The sequence below is a fragment of the Pseudomonas sp. G2-4 genome (genome assembly GCF_030064125.1).
Classification (GTDB): Bacteria; Pseudomonadota; Gammaproteobacteria; order Pseudomonadales; family Pseudomonadaceae; genus Aquipseudomonas.
Map to the genome: position 1 here is coordinate 192321 of NZ_CP125957.1, position 20004 is coordinate 212324.

Sequence of the window (20004 nt, forward strand, 5' to 3'; positions counted from 1 at the left end):
AGGTCAGGATCAAGGCTGCGGCTTCTTGAACACATAAAACAGATTCGGCTCGCTCACCACATACAAGTTGCCGTCGTCATCCATGGCGACGCCTTCGGCCTGAGGCACGGTTTTCTGCAAGCCTTGGCGACCCTTGCTCAGCGAAAGCGTGCTTAACGGCCGACCGTCGATATCCAGCTCGATAATCAACCGCGACTCATCGGACAGCGCCAGCAAATGGCCGCTGCGTTCGTCGTATTGCAGGCTCGAGAGGTCACGCACGAACAGACCGGCATCGCGCTTGGGGTTGTTGATCACATGAACCGCGTAGGATTTTTCCGGATTGTGATGGGGAAAACCGTGCACTTCATAAATCAGCATCGGGTCGCGCTCCTTGGCCACGAACAGGCGTTTGCCCACCGAGTCGTAGGCCAGCCCTTCGAATCCCTTGTTACCTTTCATGTGCACGCCAAGGGTCATTTGCTCGGCTTCGGCTGCGTCGAGGAATTGGGTGTCGTCGTCGAGGTGAATCTTGATCAGCCGTTGCTGGCGCTCGTCCGTGATCACGTACGTGTCTTCGCTGATGAACTCCACCGCCTCAGGATCACCGAAGCCGATCAGCGCCACGCGCCGCAGGATCTTGCCGTCCAGTGACAACTCGATCAGTTCGGCATTCTTGTTGGTGACGGTGAAAAGACTCTCGCGTACCGGGTCGAATGTCAGTGCCGACACGTCGTCGTCCAGACCTTCGATCTCCCGCGCCTCCACCGTAACCCGGTATTGATCCAGGCCGATGGACTGTTCGCTGAGGGGGCGCCAGAGGGTATTGAGATTGAACCAGGCGCGCTCGAACAGGCGCAGGTACTGCCCCACAGCGATCGAGGCGATCAGTGCGCTGATCAAGAGTATTAAAATCAAGGGTTTGGGGCGGGCGAGTCGACGCATCTGGGTGGCTCGGATAGAAACAGGTGGTTGGAAATACCACGGCTGCCTGAACTGAAGCTTAATGGCGGTATGCCACGCCCTACAAGGAAAGGGGAATTATCTTACAGAGTTAGCGCGATCAAGGTTGTTTTTCAAAACGATAGAACAGGTTCGGTTCACTGACCATGTAGAGGTTGCCAGCCTCATCGATGGTGACGCCTTCGGCGCGGGGGATCGTGTCCTTCAGGCCGTTGAAGCCGCCCAGCAGCGTCATGAAACTGACCTGCTCGCCTTTTTCGTCCAGCTCCAGCAGCAGATGGGAGTCGGCCGAGAGCACCAGCAAATGGCCGGTGCGCGGGTCCATCGCCAGGGCCGAGAGGTTGCGCAGGTCCAATTCATTGCTGGTATGGATCTGCTTGTCACCGTTGAGCAGTTGGCTGCCGTCGCTTTTCCAGGTGAACAGCGCAGGCGGACGTTCCTCTCCGAGTATCAGTTGCTGGTTGCGCGGGTCCCAGACGATCGCTTCGAAGCCCTTGTTCTGGTTTTTTGATGGGCCGAGATCGTAGCGGGGGAAGTCGGCTTTGTTCAGTTCGCGGGTACTGGCATCAACGTGGACGATCGTCAGGGAGTGTTTTCGCTCATCGGTAATGGCCAGCAGGCCGTTCTCCATATAGGCCACGCCTTCGGGATTGCCCCAGCCTACCAGCGGCATCTTGCGCAGCACGTCGCCTTGCAGGCTCAGCTCCGCCAGGAACGGATTTTTGCCCATGACGGCGAACAGGGTTTTGGTTTGCGGGTTGTAGGTCAAATCGGACGCTTCGTCCTTCTCCATGCCTGGTAGCGGCTTGGCGTCGATCACGGCGTGGTAGTCCGGCAGCCAGGTACTTTCCTGGCGCTGGGCCGGGCTCTGAAGGTGTTCCGATAGCCAAAGCAGGCCCCGGTCATCCCAATGCATCGCAAACGCCAGGCCGTAGGCGGCAGCCAGCGCCAGTAGCGACCAGGCGTACCAAGGCAGGGCGAAGCGAGAGCGGCGGACAGGTTTCGTGGAAGACAGTGCTTGGGGTTTGGCCATCGGGGAATGCGTTCCAGAGAGTTCGGGCAAAGGGAATGACTGGCTCAGATGCCGCATTCCCCGGAATTATCCGGATGGCATGTGAAAAAAACGGTAAATGATTGGATGTGCGCCATGTATACCCTGTGGGAGCGAGCTTGCTCTCGATGAGGCCATCACCTTCAACATGGATGTTGGCTGACACACCGCTATCGCGAGCAAGCTCGCTCCCACATGATCTCTTGCGGTCACAAAGCCGAGTTAACGAACGCTGCTTTCGAAGCGGCTCGCCCCCGGCAATTCCAGCACCAGTTCATCACCCACATTCAGCGGCCCGACGCCCGCCGGGGTGCCGGTGAGGATCACGTCGCCCGCTTGCAGCGAGAAGCAGCCGGCCATGTACTGGATCATCGGCACGATGGGGTTGAGCATCAGGCTGCTGTTGCCGTCCTGGCGCACTTCACCGTTGATGGTCAGGCGAACGGGGATGTCCGTCAGGTCGGCAAAGGTGGCGTTGGACACGAACGGTGCGATTACCGCCGCGCCATCGAAGGACTTGGCGACTTCCCAGGGCAGGCCCTTGGCCTTGAGTTCGGCCTGCTTGTCCCGCAGGGTCAGGTCCAGGGCCGGGGCGAAGCCGGAGATGGCGTCCAGCACTTCTTCCACACTGGGGCGGGTCGACAGCGGCTTGCCGATCAGCACGGCGATTTCTGCTTCGTAGTGCACCGAACCGCGGTCGGCAGGAATGCTGAAACCGCCTTCCAATGGCACCACACAACTGCCCGGCTTGATGAACAGCAAGGGTTCGGTGGGGACCGGGTTATCCAGTTCCTTGGCATGCTCGGCGTAGTTACGGCCAATACACACCACTTTCCCCAGCGGGAAATGAATACGGGTACCGTCGACATACTGGTGCTGATAGCTCATTACCGACTCCTGCTTCTGGGATTCATCAGGTGTTTTTTAAACCGCGAAAATCTTGCCGGGGTTCATGATGCCGTTCGGGTCGAATACGGCCTTCACGGCTTTCATGTAGTCGATTTCCACCGGCGAACGACTGTAGGTCAGGTAGTCGCGCTTGGTCATGCCGACGCCGTGTTCCGCGGAGATCGAGCCGTTGTACTTCTCGACGGTTTCAAAGACCCATTTGTTTACGGTTGCGCACTTGGCGAAGAATTCATCCTTGCTCAGGTTTTCCGGCTTGAGGATGTTCAAGTGCAGGTTGCCGTCGCCGATGTGGCCGAACCAGACGATTTCGAAGTCCGGGTAGTGTTCGCCGACGATCGCATCGATTTCCTGCAAAAATGCCGGGACTTTCGAAACGGTCACCGAGATGTCGTTCTTGTACGGCGTCCAGTGAGAAATGGTTTCCGAGATGTACTCGCGCAGCTTCCACAGGTTCTGCAGTTGGGTTTCGCTCTGGCTCATCACGCCGTCGAGCACCCAGCCTTGTTCCACGCAATGTTCAAAGGTTTCCAGGGCGTGGTTGGCGACTTCTTCGGTGGTGGCTTCGAATTCCAGCAGGGCGTAGAACGGGCACTCGGTTTCGAACGGTGCTGGCACGTCGCCGCGACCCAGGACTTTGGCCAGGGCCTTGTCGGAGAAAAACTCGAAGGCGGTCAGGTCGAGCTTGCCCTGGAAGGCGTGCAGCACCGGCATGATCGAATCGAAGTCCGCCGTACCGAGGACCATTGCCGTGAGGTTTTTCGGGGCGCGATCCAGGCGCATGGTGGCCTCGACCACGAAACCGAGGGTGCCCTCGGCGCCGATGAACAGCTGCCGCAGGTCGTAGCCGGTGGCGTTCTTGATCAGGTCTTTGTTCAGTTCCAGCAGGTCACCCTTGCCGGTGACGACCTTCATGCCGGCGACCCAGTTGCGGGTCATGCCGTAGCGAATGACCTTGATTCCGCCGGCATTGGTGCCGATATTGCCACCAATCTGGCTGGAGCCGGCCGAGGCGAAGTCGACCGGGTAATACAGGCCGTGCTCTTCTGCCTTGTTCTGCAATTGCTCGGTGACCACGCCCGGCTGGCAGACGGCGGTGCGGTCGGTGAGGTTCACGTCGAGGATCTGGTTCATGTAGTCGAACGACACGACCACTTCGCCGTTGGCCGCTACGGCTGCCGCGGAAAGCCCGGTGCGTCCGCCCGATGGCACCAGCGCAACCTTGTGCCCATTGGCCCAGCGCACGATGGCCTGGACCTGCTCGGTAGTCTTGGGGAAGACGATGGCCGTGGGTGCTGGGGCGAAATGCTTGGTCCAATCCTTGCCGTAAGCGTTCAGGGAGTCGGCATCGGTCAGGACCTTGCCAGGCTCAACCAGGGTCTTCAGCTCATCTATCAGGGCAGGATTGGTCATCGACAGAACTCTCGAACAATTCATGGTCATCCTGAGAACGCTTCACGTCGCAGGAATGAGTGTTTAGCGGGGTGCATATGCTAGCATACCGACCCCGCAGCGTAGTGCCCAACGGCTGTTCTGCGGCGACGGCTTTCACGCCGGTCGGGCCAGCATGCGCTGTCCGATTCCCTGCCATTTTCTCCGGGACACAGGTTTACGCAGATGAGCAAGACTTCTCTCGATAAGAGCAAGATCAAGTTCCTTCTTCTCGAAGGCGTCCACCAATCGGCTGTCGACGTCCTCAAGTCGGCGGGCTACACCAGCATCGAGTACATCACCAGTTCTCTGCCGGAAGCCCAGCTCAAGGAAAAGATCGCCGATGCTCACTTCATCGGCATTCGCTCCCGTACGCAATTGACCGAAGAGATCTTCGACCACGCCAAGAAACTGGTTGCGGTCGGTTGCTTCTGCATCGGCACCAACCAGGTTGACCTCAACGCGGCCCGCGAGCGCGGTATCGCGGTGTTCAACGCGCCGTACTCCAACACCCGTTCCGTTGCCGAGCTGGTGCTGGCAGAAGCGATCCTGCTGCTGCGCGGCATCCCTGAGAAAAACGCGTCCTGCCACCGTGGCGGCTGGATCAAGAGCGCGGCCAACTCCTTCGAAATCCGCGGCAAGAAGCTGGGTATCGTCGGCTACGGCTCGATCGGCACGCAATTGTCGGTCCTGGCCGAAGGCCTGGGCATGCAGGTGTACTTCTACGACACCGTGACCAAGCTGCCGTTGGGTAACGCCACCCAGGTCAACAACTTGCATGAACTGTTGGGCATGTCCGACATCGTGACCCTGCACGTACCGGAAACCGCCGCCACCCAGTGGATGATCGGCGAGAAGGAAATCCGTGCGATCAAGAAAGGCGGGATTCTGATCAACGCCGCTCGCGGCACCGTGGTCAAGCTCGACGCCCTGGCCGAAGCGATCAAGGACAAGCACCTGATCGGCGCGGCCATCGACGTGTTCCCGGTGGAGCCTCGCTCCAACGACGATATCTTCGAAAGCCCGTTGCGTGGCCTGGACAACGTGATCCTGACCCCGCACATCGGCGGTTCCACTGCTGAAGCCCAGGCCAACATCGGCCTGGAAGTGGCGGAAAAGCTGGTCAAGTACAGCGACAACGGTACGTCGGTGTCGTCTGTGAACTTCCCGGAAGTGGCCTTGCCGGCGCACCCTGGCAAGCACCGCCTGTTGCACATCCACGAGAACATCCCGGGTGTGATGAGCGAGATCAACAAGGTCTTCGCCGAAAACGGCATCAACATTTCCGGTCAGTTCCTGCAGACCAACGAGAAAGTCGGCTACGTCGTGATCGATGTCGACGCCGAATACTCGGACCTGGCGCAAGAGAAACTGCAGCACATCAACGGCACTATTCGTTGCCGAGTGTTGTTCTAAGGCGCAGTATCCAGCCGCTTGCCGAGTTCGGCGTGCAATAAAAACGGGAGCCTCGCAAGGGCTCCCGTTTTTTTTGTCGAACACATAACCTGTGGGAGCGAGTTTGCTCGCGATAGCGTCGATCCAGTTGGCCGATCTATCCACTGACACACCGCTATCGCGAGCAAGCTCGCTCCCACAGGGTTGTGTTGTGTCAGCCAGTAATGCGTTACTTCACGGTGACGGTGATCTTCTTGGACACGATCGTCGGATCGAACGGCATATGGCCACTGTCACCCAATATCAGCTGCAAGGTGTGCTTGCCCGGCGCCAGTTTGATGGTGGCCTCGGTTTGCGCCTTGCCGAAATGCATGTGGTTGGCGTCGGTCGGAATCGGCGCGCCTGCGACAGGCAGCTTGTCGACATCGATCAGCAAATGATGATGCCCGGTGTTTTTGGTTACATCACCCGCTGGAGCCAGGGCGATGTTCTTGACGCCGAACTTGACCTTGAATTCCTGCGCAACGGTGGCGCCGTCTTCCGGGGAAACGATGAATACCTCTGCGCCTTTGGGAGCGGGGGTTGCGGCTGTCGCCAGCATTGAAGTACTCAGCAACAGACCAGCCAAGGCGGCACGAGACATAAAGCTTTTCATTTTTCTCTCCAGTTTTTCCATGAAATTCGCCTGGCCATGACAACTTCATGACCAATCGTTGTCGAAGCCTGCAACAACCATAGCAAAGCGAACCTGAAACGAGCGTCGCTTGTATAAATACATAGGAGTGACCATGCGTTTTCTGCCTGGCCTGATCTGCCTGCTACCCCTTTTGAGCCCTCTGGCCCATGCCGAACTGATCGACGACATCAATGACCGTGGCGAACTGCGCATTGCCCTTGAGGCCAATACCGCTCCTTTCAATTTCAAGGAAGACGGCAAGCTCGCCGGCTTCGAAGTGGAACTGGGCCAAATGCTGGCTGGTGAGCTCGATGTACAGGCCGATTTCGTGGTCACCGATGCCGGGGATCTACTGAGCGGTGTCGAAAGCGGCAAGTACGACGTCGCCATCAACCACATAGCAATGACCCCGGAACTGGCTGAACGTTTCGACACCAGCGCCGTTTACAGCCAGCCGGATGCACAACTGTTGGCGAGCAAGGATGAGGCGCCACGTCCGCTGGTCATGGCGCAGTCTTTCCAACCGGAAGAAAAGAGCGAGCCGGCGCCGAACCTGGTGATTCCGTTCCAGAAGGGCAACCCGGCGTTCAAGGCCAGCCTGGACAATGCCCTGGCGCGGATCAAGGATGATGGGCGGTTGGAGCAGTTGTCGCAGAAGTGGTTGGGGAAGCAGCCAGCGACAGCCAACTAAATCCCCCGAGCTAAAGCGTAATGCTGTTCACTTGAGGCAATCGATGAACCCGTGGCGAGGGAGCTTGCTCCCGCTGGGCTGCGAAGCGGCCCCAAAACCTGCCAAATGCGGAGCATCAGACACACCGCACCCGCCAGTTACGACGGCTGCGCCGCCGAGCGGGAGCAAGCTCCCTCGCCACAGGGTTCACCTTTCCCCCAATCCAGGCAGGCCTGTCCTCAAGGCTTGCGCCAGACACTCGCCAACCAAGGCTGTTGCTCCCGCGGCAACCCCGCCGGCCGGTAGTAATGCTCCAGTTCCACAAACCCTGCGTCGCTGAGCAGCGTACGCCAGGCTGTGAGGTCGTGATAGGCGCCAAAGCGCTGGCCGTTCCAACCTTCCTGGTTCTCGCCGCGAGGATTGGAGCTGAACAGCACACCTGCGGGCTTGAGCGTGGCGTGCAGTTGTTTCAGCACCCGTGGCAGCTCCTGGAGCGGAATATGAAACAGCACGGCGTTGGCAAAGACCCCGTCGAAACGTTCGGCCGGCAGGTCGAGTTTCAAAAAGTCCTGTTGCCATACCTCGCACCCGCTGTCCTGGCGGGCCATCCGGGCAAACTCCGCTGAGCCGTCGAGGCCGACCGCGACATGGCCCATGCGGGTGAACGTTTGCAGGTCTCGTCCGGGGCCGCAGCCGAAGTCCAGGATCTGCAAGGGGGCCTGGGCCTTAATATGCCGCAACAACGCGTCGATGTTCTGGCTGACGTCGTGATCACGGGTGCCTTCGCGAAAGCTATCGGCAACCGCGTTGTAATGGCCCAGGGTCGTGGCGGTGATGGTCTGCAGGTCGTCGGGGGTGTGTTTCATGGTCACTGGCTTGGGGTGGGGAGCATGAGCCGACTATACCGCAAGATCATTGCTCCCTCAGGTCAGCGCTTGTCCATCCCCCGCGCCAACCGATCCCCACCCAGTTGGATCACCGCCACCAACGCCACCAGCAAGACGATCACCGTGAGCATGATCTGGCTGTCGAAACGCTGGTAGCCATAGCGGTAGGCGATGTCCCCCAGACCGCCGGCGCCGATTGCGCCGGCCATGGCCGAGGAGTTGATCATGGTCACCAGTGTGATGGTAAAACCGCCGACGATGCCCGGCAGTGCTTCGGGCAGCAGCACATGCCAGACAATGTGCCAGCGTCGGCACCCCATGGCCTGGGCCGCTTCGATCAGGCCATGGTCGACCTCCCGCAAACTGACTTCGGCGATGCGGGCGAAGAACGGGGTGGCGGCGATGGTCAGGGGAACCACCGCGGCCCAGACGCCGTAGGTGGTGCCGACAATCAGCCGCGTGAACGGAATCAACGCCACCATCAGGATCAGGAAGGGGATCGAACGAAACAGGTTCACGAATGCGCCCAGGGCGCGGTTCAGGGCGGGCGCCTCATAGATCCCGCCCTTGCCGCTGGTGACCAGAATCACCGCCAGCGGAATGCCCGCCAGCAACGCGATCAACGACGACACGCCGACCATCAGGAAGGTGTCGATGAAGCCCTGCAATAACCGATCAAACCACATAACCCAGCACCTCCACCCGTTGTGCCCAATGACCTGCACGTTGGCGCAGTTCCTCGGCGCCCCATGACGAGCCACTCACCGCCAGCAGCAATTGCCCCAGCCCGTGGCCCTGAATCCGTTCGATGCCGCCGTGCAGCAGCCGCACCCGACCACCGAGGGCGTTGAACAAGGCCGCGAGGTCCGGTTCGTCCCGCCCGATACCGGTGAATTGCAGGCGCAGCACAGTGGCGGCATCCGACGATGCGGGTTGCACCTGCAGGCGGCCTTGCAGTTCTTCCGGTACGGCGTGTTGCAAGGGTGCCAGCAGCGTTCGACTGACCTCGTGCTGCGGGTTGCCGAACACCTCCCAGACTGGCCCCTGCTCGACGATCCGTCCTTGCTCGAGCACCACCACCCGGTCGCAGACTTCGCGGATCACCGCCATCTCATGGGTGATCAGTACGATGGTCAGGTCCAGTCGCTGATTGATCTCACGCAGCAGAGCGAGGATCGACTGGGTGGTCTCCGGGTCCAGGGCCGAGGTGGCCTCGTCGCAGAGCAGGATCTGCGGATCATGGACCAGCGCCCGGGCGATCCCGACGCGCTGCTTCTGCCCGCCCGAGAGCTGCGCCGGGTAGGCTTTGTGCTTGCCTTGCAAGCCCACCAGTTCCAACAGCTCGCGAACTTTCTGCTGGCGTTGTTCCTTGGGCACGCCGGCGACTTTCAGCGGCAGCTCGACGTTCTGCCACACGGTCTTGGCCGACATCAGGTTGAAGTGCTGGAAGATCATGCCGACGCGCCGACGCAGTTCCACCAGGCGGTCTTCATCGAACTCGCCGATGTCCACCTGATCGATCAGCACTCGTCCGCTGCTGGGTTGTTCCAGACGATTGATGGTGCGGATCAGCGATGACTTGCCGGCGCCGCTGCGGCCGATGATGCCGAACACTTCGCCGCGCTGGATCGCCAGGTCGATGCCCTGCAGCGCAGCCACCGGGCCTTGGCTGCCGCTGTAAGTCTTGCCCAAGCCAATGAAGCGAACATGGGCACGGTTCAGTTCCGGATGCAGTTCGCTGTGTTCCGCGCTCCGGGGCTTGGGGGCTTCATGTCTGAGTCGAGCGTTGACGGCGTTCATGATCAACCTTCCCAGCCGGCCTGGTAGAGCTTGCCGTGGGCTTTGTCCAGGGCGGCGCGCACGGCAGGAGAATGCTGATAGATGTCGACAAACTTGATCAATCGTGGATCGTCCTTGCTCTTGGGCTGGATCACGAATTGGATCACGTATTCCTTGTGATCGAGGCCATCGAACAGCAGCGCAGACGTGGCATCGAAGGTCTTGGCCAGGCGGATGTAGGCGGGGTAGCCCTGTACCAGGTCGGCGTCTTCATAGGCGCGCACCAGTTGCACGGCTTCGACCTGCAGGATCTTGAGTTTTTTCGGGTTGGCGACGATGTCGTCTTCGGTGGCCTTGTAGCCCACGCCTGGCTTGAGGGTGATCAGCCCAGCCTTGGCCAGTAGTTGCAGGCCACGACCGCTGTTGATCGGGTCGTTGGCGATGGCGACACTCGCACCTTCGGGCAACGCGTCGAAGCTTTTGTATGTTTTCGAATAGAGGCCGACGTTGTTGATGATTCCCGGGGCAAAGGGCACCAGATCGAATCCGGCGGCGGCCTTGGCGTTTTCCAGGAAGGGGATGTGCTGGAAGTAATTCACGTCGATATCGCCAGAGGCGAGGCTGACGTTCGGCGCGATCCAGTCGCTGAACTCCACCAGCTCGACCTTCAGGCCCTGCTTGCCGGCCTCTTCCACGGCCGCTTCCAGGGGAATGGCGAACGCGGCGGTGGTACCGATTTTCAACGGTGCATCGGCGGCAAACAGCGCCGAGCTGAACAGGCCGAAGGCCAGGGCCAGTGCTTTGACTGGCAGGGTCAGAAGTTGCTTGGTCATATCAGATATCCCAGTCATTGATTAATGGAGCCATGCGCTTTTGTGGCGAGGGAGCTTGCTCCCGCTGGGTCGCGAAGCGGCCCCAAACCAGTCCGCTCGGTCTGTCGGTTGAAGCCTCGCCGATCGGGCGCCTGCTTCGCAGTCGAGCGGGAGCAAGCTCCCTCGCCACGGGGTCAGTGTCGGTAGCCAGCGCCAGTGTGTTGTTCGGGCAAATGGGCCTTTGCGTGAAACAGCTTTTCCCGCAGGGTCCCGTTGTCGTATTCGGTCTTGTACGAACCACGTCGCTGCAGTTCGGGGATCACCAGGTCGATGAAGTCCACATAGCTTTGCGGCGTCACGATGCGGGTCAGGTTGAAGCCATCGAGGCCGGTTTCGGCGATCCACGACTCCAACTCATGGGCCACCTGTTCGGGCGAGCCGACCACCGTGATGTAGCGTCCGCCCAAGGCGTGTTGCTCCAGCAACTTGCGCCGGGTCCAATCGTTGTTTTGCAGGGTCTTGGTGGCCGACTGGATGGCGTTGCTTTTCACGTACTGGATCGGTTCGTCCAGTTCGTACGCGGAGAAGTCGATGCCCGTCGACGCGGAAAAATGCGCCACCCCGGCCTCGGCGCTGGCGTAACCCCGGTACTCGGCATGCTTGGCCCAGGCGGCCGCTTCGGTCTCGCCGACGATCACGTTCAGGCCCATGAACACCTTGATGTCCTCCGGGTTGCGCCCGGCCTCGACGGCACTGGCGCGAACCTTGTCCACCTGGACCTTGGTCGCCGGTTTGTTCTGGCCGCTGATGAACACGCACTCGGCATGCCGCCCGGCAAACAGCAAACCGCGCTCCGAACTGCCGGCCTGGAATAATACGGGCGTGCGCTGGGGCGACGGCTCGCACAGGTGATAACCCTCGACCTGATAGAACTCGCCCTGGTGCCGGACCTTGTGCACTTTCTCCGGCTGCGCATAGATCCGTTGCTGGCGATCGTTGAGCACCGCGTCGTGTTCCCAGCTGCCTTCCCAGAGTTTGTAGAGCACTTGCAGGTATTCGTCGGCCTGGTCGTAGCGGCGGTCATGCTCCACTTGTGCGGTCAGGCCCATGGCTTTAGCGGCGCTGTCCAGATAACCGGTGACGATGTTCCAGCCGACCCGGCCGCGACTCAGGTGATCGAGGGTGCTCATGCGCCGGGCAAACAGGTACGGCGGTTCGTAGCTGAGGTTGGCGGTGAGGCCGAAGCCCAGGTTTTTCGTGACGGCGGCCATCGCCGAGACCAGCAGCAACGGGTCGTTGACCGGCAGCTGGATCGACTCTTTCAGGGTGACGTCCACCGACTGTTGGTACACGTCGTAGACGCCGACGATGTCGGCGATGAACAACCCGTCGAACAGTCCGCGCTCGAGCAACTGCGCCAGGCCGGTCCAGTACTCGATCGTGTTGTACTGGGTCGACGTGTCCTGGGGGTGGGTCCACAAGCCGTGATTGATGTGCCCGATGCAGTTCATGTTGAACGCATTGAGCAGGATCTTTTTCTTGCCGGGTTCCATCAGAGGGTCCCCCGCAGTGGCGGCTTTTCATCGTTGAGGTAGAAGTTGCCCACCGCGTGATATTTCCAGCGCACCGGGTCATGCAGGGTGTGCACCCGGGCGTTGCGCCAGTGGCGATCCAGGCCATGTTCGGCCAACGTTGCCTGACTGCCGGCCAATTCGAACAGCGTGCTACCGGCGGCCAGGGAAATCTCGGTGCTGATGGCGCGGGCTTCGGCCACGGCAATCGAGGCGGCCGCGACCGTGTCTGCCTGTGGGTCGGCCTGGGCTCGATCGAGAAACTCGCCGGCGCGTTCCAGCAGGGCTTCGGCGGCGTGCAGGCGGATGCTCAGTTGGCCGAAGCTTTTGAGGGTATGCGGGTCTTCGGTGGCAACGTCGCTGGTGGCGTCGATCCAGGGCCGGGTTTTGCTGCGGACAAAGTGCAAGGCGTCTTCATAGGCGGCGCGGGCGATGCCGGTGTCGATGGCCGCGTGAAGAATCTGCGCCAGCGGCCCCACCGGTGTCGGACGTTCGAAGGCGCTCTGGAACGGCACGATGTCTTCGGCACAGACATAGACGTCCTCGAACACCACCGAACCGCTGCCCGTGGTGCGCTGGCCAAAACCGCTCCAGTCGTCGATGACTGTCAGGCCTTTGCTGTCGCGAGGGACGAAGGCCAGTTGCTGTACGCCGTTTTCATCCACCACTGACGTGGGAATGCGCTGGGCGTAGATCGCCCCCGTGGCGTAAAACTTGCGGCCGTTGATGCGATATCCCTCGCCGTCGCGGCGCAGTTGGGTCGTGCGCTCGTGAGCGGTCTTGGTGCCCAGTTCTGCTAGCGCATTGCCGAAGCGCTGACCGGCCAGCACTTCGGCGTACAGGCGTTGCTTTTGCGCTTCGCTGCCGTTCACCCGCAGCACTTCCAGGGCGTAGTAATGGTTTTGCGGAATCTGTCCGAGGGAACCGTCGGCCTGGGCAATCAGCGCAATGACTTTAGTCAGCGTGACGTTGGAAACGCCCGCGCCGCCATAGGCCTTGGGCACGCTGATGCCCCACAGGCCGGAGCGGGAAAAAACCTCCAGTTCCGGTTGTGGCAGGCGACGCTCACGGTCGCGCAGGGCACTGTCGCGCTTAAAGTCATCGGCCAGGTCACTGGCCACGATCAGGGCTTGTTCATCGCTGGTGATCACCGCAACGTGTTGAGAAAACGTCATGTACTGCTCCAGAGGTCGGGTCGTCAGATCCAGGAATGCCGGGCCGGCAAAGTGCCGTTCAGGTGGTAGGCGCCTACCGCGTGATACTTCCAGCGCACCGGGTCGTGGAGGGTGTGGACCCGCGCGTTGCGCCAATGGCGATCGAGATTGAATTCGGCGAGGGTGGCGCGGCTGCCGGCCAGCTCGAACAGCTTTTCGCTGGCTTGCAGGGCGATCTCGGTGGTGAGCACCTTGGCCTCGGCCACCGCAATCGAGGCGCGGGCGGCGGATTGCGCAGTGATCGGGGCGGCGCTGACCTGATCCAGCACTTGGCCGGCTTTGCGCAACAGCGCTTCGGCGGCGTGCAGTTCGATTTTCAGCTTGCCGATGTCGGCAATCACGTAGAGGTCATCACTGGCTCGGTCGACCTTGGCGTCGATCCAGGGGCGGGCGCGTTCGCGAACGAAGGTGATCGCATCGTCAATGGCGCCACGGGCAATGCCCGCGTCAATGGCGGCCTGGATCAGTTGCGAGATCGCACCCTGCACATTTGGCGTTTCATTGATGCGCCAGTTATCCAGCATCCGTTCAGCGTCGACGCGCACGTTGTTCAGCAGCACGGTGCCGCTGGCCGTGGTGCGCTGGCCGAAGCCCGACCAATCGTCCACGATGCGCAGCCCCGGAGTGCCTCGGCGAACGAACGCCAATACTTGCCGGCCGTCGTCATTCAATGCCTTGACCGCCACCCAGTGGGCGAACAGCGCGCCGGTGGAATAGAACTTCTGTCCGCTGATGACAAAGCCGTCACCGTCGGCGCTGATCCGTGCCTTGAGTTCAAGGGTATTGCGGGTGCCTCGTTCCGGCCCGGCGTTGCCGATGCGCCAGCCTTCGAGCACGCTCTGCAGAAGGATTTTTTTCTGCCGTTCGGTGCCCGTGCCGAGAATCAGCTGGATTACGCCGAATTGGTTCTGCGGAATCTGCCCAAGGGCTGGGTCGGCAGCGGAGATGATCGCGAACACGTCGGCAAGGGTGACGAACGATACCTGCGGGCCGCCGTATTCCCGGGGGAGGGTGATACTGCCTAGCCCTGCACGGGTGAACTGCTCGATCTCAGACCAGGGCAACTTGCGCTGCTGATCGCGCCGGGCGGCCTGCTGACGGGCGACCTGCGCCAGTTCATGGGCGGCTTTGATTGCCTCGGCATCGTTGCGTAGCACTTGTGCAGATAACAGCAGCGGTGCGATGTCCAGGTCGCTCTGGACCTTTGCTTGCGCCAGATCCGACATTACAGCCACTCCGTGGCGGCAGGCAGTGCCTGGGCGTACTGCACTGCGGTGATTGTGTTGCGTTCCATACCCACCTCACATCTCAAGAAAACACCGCGATGAATGCGGCGAGTCAAAATCAAGAATGTCCGGTGGTCCGGTGTATATACCCTAAGCGTGTATAAATTATTTTTGAACTAACTTTTAGGAATATCAATAGAGGGCTTTTGCCGAGTGATGGTGTGGCGAGAGAGCTTGCTCCCGCTGGGTTGCGCAGCAACCCTTTTTTGCCGGTGGGTGCTACGCACCCAAGCGGGAGCAAGCTCTCTCGCCACAAAAGCTAATCAACAGTGCTTATTTTTGTCGGAGGGACTCGGCCGCGAAGAGCAGCTCTTTCGAGGGCTTTTTCAGATACGGATTGGCGCACCCAATTTTCAGCGTTCGTGGCGGTGCCCAGAGGGAGTTGTTACCCACGCGATCAAGGATGCAGTAGGTCACTTCCAGGCGCAGGTCTTCGCCTGCTTCCAGAATGATCTGCGGCGGCACCCAGATATGGATTGGCTGGCCGATCTCGGCCGGTCTGACCGGCGGCAGGTCCATGCGCACATCACCCCAGCGCAGGGTGACGGCATCGCCGGCGGCCATGTTCAGGTAGGGTTCGATTGTCACGGGTACGCCGCGCTTGACCTGGTTCGGGTTCACCCCTTGGCGACGGATGGTGCCCGGAATGCGCACTGGCGCCAGGCCCTGGTTTTCATCGCCGCTCAGGGCTGACGGTTGGCCGCCGGGGCAGTCGAGTTTCACCTGCACTCGTTGTGTGGCTGACAGCGCCGGCCCGCGTCCGACCTGCATCACACGATAGTGGATGCGCGAGGTGCCGTTGACGATGAAGCTCTCCGGTACCCGCAACGTGACGCGGCCTTGCACATCCGACTCCGAGAGCAGGCGGGAGCCCACGTAGCAGTTGTCCCAGAACAATTCGATGAGATCGCCCACCTCCATCCCGGGGTAGGGGGCAATGGCGACCTCCAGATGAGCGGCGCTGTTGATGTTGATACCGGTAGGGTGGGCATTGGCCAGGGTGGGCGCGGACAGTTCAGCAATATTCGACGTACATGTCATGGTGTTCTCCTTGATGCTTGAAGACAAAGTCCGTTTCGGGAAGAGCAAAGGCGCTTGATAATTGCCACCTATTTATAATTTGCACCGTCCTAGAGGTAGAGGGTGGTTGATCACTGCGCAAAATTAAATAAGGTGCGTTGCCTGTTGGTCACTAGATAAGGGTTCAATAGTTTCAGTGTCAATAGAGGCACTTGCTTAATAATTAATTGTGAAAGGCTTCAGAAACCTCCTACACGATCATGTTAAGAATACCCAGAGCCGGGTGATCTTTTCCTCGGCTTTCCGTTGCAAAGCTGCGTGGAGAGTGCCGTACGGATAACGTGGGTTGGAGCTTAGTCGGAGGGGGGGGGAGGTTGCGAGAGGTATGTATATACCGCGCATAAAAGAGTTGGGTATGTTAAATCATTTGGAAGTTGCAAGTTGTTTCGTTGGAACTTGCTAAGCGTGGCGGCGGCCACCCTGTTGTAAGCTGTCTCACTTCCATCCTTGGAAGTGGCGACGTTACAAATAACTTACTGGGCGCCGTGTCCGGCCGAGAGAAACTTGCTGAGAAACTGTCGAGTGCGTTCCTCCTTGGGGGCTGCAAACAAAGCTTTGGCTTCGCCTTGTTCGACGATCACGCCTTTGTCGAAAAACACCACGCGGTTGGCCACGTCCCGGGCAAAGCCCATTTCGTGGGTCACGATGACCATGGTGCGTTTCTCTTCCGCCAGGCTGCGAATGGTCGCCAGGACTTCGCCCACCAACTCCGGATCGAGAGCCGAGGTCGGCTCGTCGAACAGGATGACCGCCGGTTCCATCGCCAACGCTCGGGCAATCGCCACGCGCTGTTGCTGGCCGCCGGAGAGGCGCCGAGGATAGGCGTCTTCCTTGCCAGACAGTCCGACCTTTGCCAACAGTTTGCGGCCCAGGGCTTCGGCTTCTGCACGCGGGGTCTTTTTCACCACCAGCGGACCTTCGATCACGTTCTCCAGCGCGGTGCGATGGGGAAACAGATTGAAGTTCTGGAACACGAAGCCCACCTGCTGGCGCAAACGGCGCACCAGACCCTGTTGCTGGTTCAACGGGCGGCTGCCATCGATTTCGATGTCGCCGACCTTGATCCGGCCACTGCTGGGTTCTTCGAGGAAGTTCAGGCAGCGCAGGAAGGTGGTTTTGCCCGAGCCACTGGGGCCGATGATCGCAACCACCTCACCTTCTTCGATCTTAAGGTCGATGCCATTGAGCACTACCTGGCCCTTGAACTGCTTTGTCAGTTTTTCCACGACAATCATGGGTCAGGACTCCTGGTCATGCCGATTGACCCGGGCTTCCAGGACGTTCTGCAAGTGCGAAAGCACGCTCGCCAGAATCCAATAGATCAGGGCGGCGGCAAGGTACATGGTGAAGATTTCGAAGGTTCGTGCGGTGATCAGTTGCGCCTGGCGGAACAGCTCCGGAACCTGGATGGTCGCCGCCAGCGCGGTGTCCTTGACCAGGGAAATGAAGCTGTTGCCCAGCGGAGGCAGGGCTGTGCGTGCGGCTTGCGGCAGGATGGCCCGGCGCAGGGTCTGGGCGCGAGTCATGCCGATACTCGCCGCCGCTTCCCACTGGCCGCGCTCGATGGAGCTGATGGCGGCCCGCAGGATTTCACAGGCGTAGGCGGCCATGTTCAGTGAGAAACCGATCAGCGCCGCTGGCAGCGGATCCAGTTCGATGCCCAGTTGCGGCAACCCGTAATAGATCACGAACAACTGCACCAGCAACGGCGTGCCGCGAAAGAACGACACGTAGATGCGGGCAATCCAGCTCACCAGCTTGAAGCGCGACAGGCGCATCAGCGCCAGGCCGAACCCCAGCAGCAAGCCGAAAAACATGCCGCCCAGGCTGAGGATGACCGTGTAGTACGCGCCCTTGAGCAGGAAGGGCGCGGAGTCCAGCGCGAGTTGAAAAGCTGCTTCCATTATTTTGTAACGTCAGCGCTGAAGTATTTTTCCGATAGCTTCTTCAGCGTGCCGTCGGCGCGAAGTTTGTCGATGGCCTTGTTCACCGCGTCCAGCAGTTCAGGTTCGCCTTTGCGCAGGGCAACACCGGCTTCCTGGCGGGAAAACGCTTCGCTGGTGACGGTGGTGTCCTTGGCTTTCTTGGCGTACTCCAGCGCAGCCAGACGGTCGATCAGGATGGTATCGATACGGCCGACACGCAGGTCCTGGAACTTGGTTGGATCGTCATCGTAGGTTTTGACTTGGGCGCCCGGTACTTCTGCCTTGACCCACTGTTCGTAGTTGGTGCCCAAGCCCACGCCGACTTTTTTACCGTCCAGGTCAGCGGCCTTTTTGATGTTCAGCTCGTCGGCTTTCTTGGTCAGTACCAGCGCTTGGATCCCGGAAACGGTGTACGGCTCGGAGAAGTCGTATTTTTTCTTGCGCTCCTCGGAGATAGTCACTTGGTTGACCACTGCGTCCAGACGCTTGGATTCCAACGCCGCGAGGATGCCGGCCCATGGGGTCGTCTGCAGTTTGACCTTCACACCCAGTTCCTTGGCCAGGGCTTCGGAGAACTCCACTTCGAAGCCGGTCAGTTTGCCGCTCTCGTCAACAAAGCTGAACGGTGGATAAGTACCTTCCAAGCCGATCTTGATTTCACCGGCATCCTTGATTTTTTGCAGCTGCTCACCAGCAACCGCTTGCCCCAACAGACCGGCGCTCAATGCCAGGCCCAGCGAACCCACCAACAGGTTGCGACGTAATGCGGAAAAATTCATGACAAGCCCCTGTGTTTTCTTATGAAGACGTTATTTTCGATGTGCAAGGCGTAGCCGAGATCTGAAAAGATTGCCACATCCTGCCTTAAAGCAGCTTGGGCGTCTCGCGGCAAATGCGCCTGCGGCGAGACTATAAGAGGGTCTTTATAGATTGGAAAATAATATTAAATCAATCATATATGCCCATTTGGAATGAACTCCGGTGGGAGCGAGCTTGCTCGCGATAGCAGTGGATCAGCCGAACGCCATTCAGCTGATACACCCTCATCGCGAGCAAGCTCGCTCCCACATTAAGGGTTTCCACATCTTCAGAAGACTGCGTTATAGGCAAACAACGCAGGCGCGCCGCCGGTGTGCAGGAAGATGATCGGACCTTCGTCGAAACGGTCGCGACCGATACCATCGAGTAGGCCGGCCATGGCCTTGCCAGTGTAGACCGGGTCCAGCAACAGGCCTTCCTGGCTGGCCAGCAGCTTGACCGCTGCCAGCGTCCCGGCGTTTGGTTCGCCATAACGGGGCGCGAAATATTCGTCCCACAGATTCACTTTGAACGCGTCTGGAAGGGCAACACCGAGCAGTTGAGCAGCGCGTTCGGCCAGGCCCTGGACCTTCGGAAACTGATCTTCCTCGCTGCGCGAAACCGTTACGCCAATGACAGGGAGCGCCGGCAGCGCTGCACTCAGAGCCAGCGCCAGGCCGCTGTGAGTCCCGGCACTGCCCGAGGCCAGCACCACGGCGGCGAACTCAAGCCCGGTGTCCTTGATCTGCTCGGCGAGTTCCAGGCCTGCACGCACATAACCCAGCGCGCCCAAGGCGTTCGAACCGCCAATCGGCACCAGGTAAGGGTTTTTCCCGTTGTTGCGCAGGCGATCGGCGAGGGCCTGCAATTGGTCGTCGGCGTTATCCAGGTTTTCGACCAATTCGACCTTGGCGTCGAACAGCTCCAGCAGCAGCCGGTTACCGTTGCCCAGGTAATTGCTGTCCTCGGTGCCGATGGGGTTTTCCAGCAAGGCTACGCAACCCAGGCCCAACTTCGCCGCCAGGGCGGCGGTCTGGCGCACATGGTTGGACTGGATCGCGCCGGCGGTGATGAGCGTGTCGGCGCCTTGAGCCAAGGCATCGGCCGCGAGGTATTCGAGCTTGCGCAGTTTATTGCCGCCCAGGGCCAGGGGCGTCAGGTCGTCGCGCTTGATATAGATGTCGCGATCGAGCCAGGTGGAGAGACGGTCGAGTTTTTCCAAGGGTGTCGGATGGCCAAGCAGGTCGAGACGATTAAAACGGGCCAGCTGTTGTTTGATCATGGGGTCGTACTGATTGCAGGAGATGTCTGGACTATAGGCACGCGGATATTCGCGGGCAACCGGCATGTGGGAGCGAGCTTGCTCGCGATAGCGGTATACCAGTCAATAAAGAGGTTGAATGTCAGCCCGTCATCGCGAGCAAGCTCGTTCCCACAGGGTGTGTGTTTGGCAGGGTACATGTCTTTGGGCACTGAACGAATGCTCATCAGGCAGCGTCATACCCTCCCGTAGGCTAGCGTAGGAAATGTGCCGTCGAGCCCTGCGATTAGTCCTTAGCTGCCTATTCATGTTTAACTTGA

Annotated in this window: 19 protein-coding genes; 2 read left to right on the forward strand and 17 right to left on the reverse strand. The window is 60.0% G+C overall.

The annotated features are described in order from the left end of the window. Positions 1-9 precede the first annotated feature (9 nt). The 4 genes from QNH97_RS00845 to QNH97_RS00860 form a co-directional block, all read right to left on the reverse strand. Entirely contained in the window at positions 10-924 is a 915-nt protein-coding gene (locus QNH97_RS00845) for an SdiA-regulated domain-containing protein (protein WP_283555174.1), read from the reverse strand. Positions 925-1042: 118 nt separating this feature from the next. Further along, positions 1043-1975, reverse strand: coding sequence for an SdiA-regulated domain-containing protein (locus QNH97_RS00850; RefSeq protein ID WP_283555175.1), 933 nt, complete (start codon positions 1973-1975; stop codon positions 1043-1045). 240 nt (positions 1976-2215) lie between these two features. Continuing rightward, complete coding sequence (locus tag QNH97_RS00855; protein ID WP_283555176.1) at positions 2216-2881, reverse strand: fumarylacetoacetate hydrolase family protein; 666 nt, start codon at positions 2879-2881, stop codon at positions 2216-2218. A 36-nt stretch (positions 2882-2917) separates the two neighbouring features. Then, positions 2918-4312 carry a D-2-hydroxyglutarate dehydrogenase gene (locus QNH97_RS00860; RefSeq protein WP_283555177.1) on the reverse strand — a complete coding sequence of 465 codons (1395 nt, stop codon included), beginning with the start codon at positions 4310-4312 and terminating at the stop codon, positions 2918-2920. Between the two features lie 204 nt (positions 4313-4516). On the opposite strand from QNH97_RS00860, the gene serA reads away from it, so the two are divergent. Further along, a complete protein-coding gene (gene serA / locus QNH97_RS00865) occupies positions 4517-5746 on the forward strand; it encodes a phosphoglycerate dehydrogenase (RefSeq protein ID WP_283555178.1) in 1230 nt (409 codons plus the stop codon). Between the two features lie 208 nt (positions 5747-5954). Here serA and QNH97_RS00870 read toward each other — a convergent pair whose 3' ends face one another. Beyond that, positions 5955-6380 carry a DUF4399 domain-containing protein gene (locus QNH97_RS00870; protein ID WP_283557578.1) on the reverse strand — a complete coding sequence of 142 codons (426 nt, stop codon included), beginning with the start codon at positions 6378-6380 and terminating at the stop codon, positions 5955-5957. A gap of 133 nt (positions 6381-6513) precedes the next feature. Here QNH97_RS00870 and QNH97_RS00875 point away from each other — a divergent pair, with 133 nt between their 5' ends. Continuing rightward, a complete protein-coding gene (locus QNH97_RS00875; protein ID WP_283555179.1) occupies positions 6514-7092 on the forward strand; it encodes a transporter substrate-binding domain-containing protein in 579 nt (192 codons plus the stop codon). A gap of 218 nt (positions 7093-7310) precedes the next feature. Here the strand turns inward: QNH97_RS00875 and QNH97_RS00880 are convergent, their stop codons facing one another. The 12 genes from QNH97_RS00880 to QNH97_RS00935 all read right to left on the reverse strand — a co-directional run bounded on the left by QNH97_RS00880 (position 7311) and on the right by QNH97_RS00935 (position 19705). Further along, the gene (locus QNH97_RS00880) at positions 7311-7937 is read right to left on the reverse strand and encodes a class I SAM-dependent methyltransferase (protein WP_283555180.1); all 627 of its coding nucleotides are present in this window, start codon (positions 7935-7937) and stop codon (positions 7311-7313) included. Between the two features lie 62 nt (positions 7938-7999). Further along, on the reverse strand, positions 8000-8644 hold the full coding sequence (locus QNH97_RS00885; RefSeq protein ID WP_283555181.1) for a methionine ABC transporter permease: 645 nt from the start codon (positions 8642-8644) through the stop codon (positions 8000-8002). Beyond that, entirely contained in the window at positions 8634-9758 is a 1125-nt protein-coding gene (locus tag QNH97_RS00890; protein ID WP_283555182.1) for a methionine ABC transporter ATP-binding protein, read from the reverse strand. Before QNH97_RS00890 ends, QNH97_RS00885 begins: the two co-directional genes overlap by 11 nt. 2 nt (positions 9759-9760) lie before the next feature. Next, on the reverse strand, positions 9761-10570 hold the full coding sequence (locus QNH97_RS00895) for a MetQ/NlpA family ABC transporter substrate-binding protein (RefSeq protein ID WP_283555183.1): 810 nt from the start codon (positions 10568-10570) through the stop codon (positions 9761-9763). Positions 10571-10743: 173 nt separating this feature from the next. Continuing rightward, on the reverse strand, positions 10744-12102 hold the full coding sequence (locus tag QNH97_RS00900; RefSeq protein ID WP_283555184.1) for an LLM class flavin-dependent oxidoreductase: 1359 nt from the start codon (positions 12100-12102) through the stop codon (positions 10744-10746). Further along, positions 12102-13295, reverse strand: a complete 1194-nt coding sequence (locus QNH97_RS00905; RefSeq protein ID WP_283555185.1) for an SfnB family sulfur acquisition oxidoreductase — start codon at positions 13293-13295, stop codon at positions 12102-12104. The genes QNH97_RS00900 and QNH97_RS00905 overlap by 1 nt, the downstream gene beginning before the upstream one ends. Positions 13296-13318: 23 nt before the next feature. Further along, on the reverse strand, positions 13319-14560 hold the full coding sequence (locus QNH97_RS00910; RefSeq protein WP_283555186.1) for an SfnB family sulfur acquisition oxidoreductase: 1242 nt from the start codon (positions 14558-14560) through the stop codon (positions 13319-13321). A 333-nt stretch (positions 14561-14893) separates the two neighbouring features. Beyond that, positions 14894-15661, reverse strand: a complete 768-nt coding sequence (locus tag QNH97_RS00915; RefSeq protein WP_283555187.1) for a hypothetical protein — start codon at positions 15659-15661, stop codon at positions 14894-14896. A gap of 512 nt (positions 15662-16173) precedes the next feature. Continuing rightward, complete coding sequence (tcyN, locus tag QNH97_RS00920) at positions 16174-16935, reverse strand: L-cystine ABC transporter ATP-binding protein TcyN (protein ID WP_283555188.1); 762 nt, start codon at positions 16933-16935, stop codon at positions 16174-16176. A 3-nt stretch (positions 16936-16938) separates the two neighbouring features. Next, the gene (gene tcyL, locus QNH97_RS00925; protein WP_283555189.1) at positions 16939-17604 is read right to left on the reverse strand and encodes a cystine ABC transporter permease; all 666 of its coding nucleotides are present in this window, start codon (positions 17602-17604) and stop codon (positions 16939-16941) included. Continuing rightward, complete coding sequence (gene tcyJ, locus QNH97_RS00930; protein WP_283555190.1) at positions 17604-18404, reverse strand: cystine ABC transporter substrate-binding protein; 801 nt, start codon at positions 18402-18404, stop codon at positions 17604-17606. Before tcyJ ends, tcyL begins: the two co-directional genes overlap by 1 nt. A gap of 308 nt (positions 18405-18712) precedes the next feature. After that, positions 18713-19705 carry a D-cysteine desulfhydrase gene (locus QNH97_RS00935; RefSeq protein ID WP_283555191.1) on the reverse strand — a complete coding sequence of 331 codons (993 nt, stop codon included), beginning with the start codon at positions 19703-19705 and terminating at the stop codon, positions 18713-18715. Between the last annotated feature and the right edge of the window lie 299 nt (positions 19706-20004).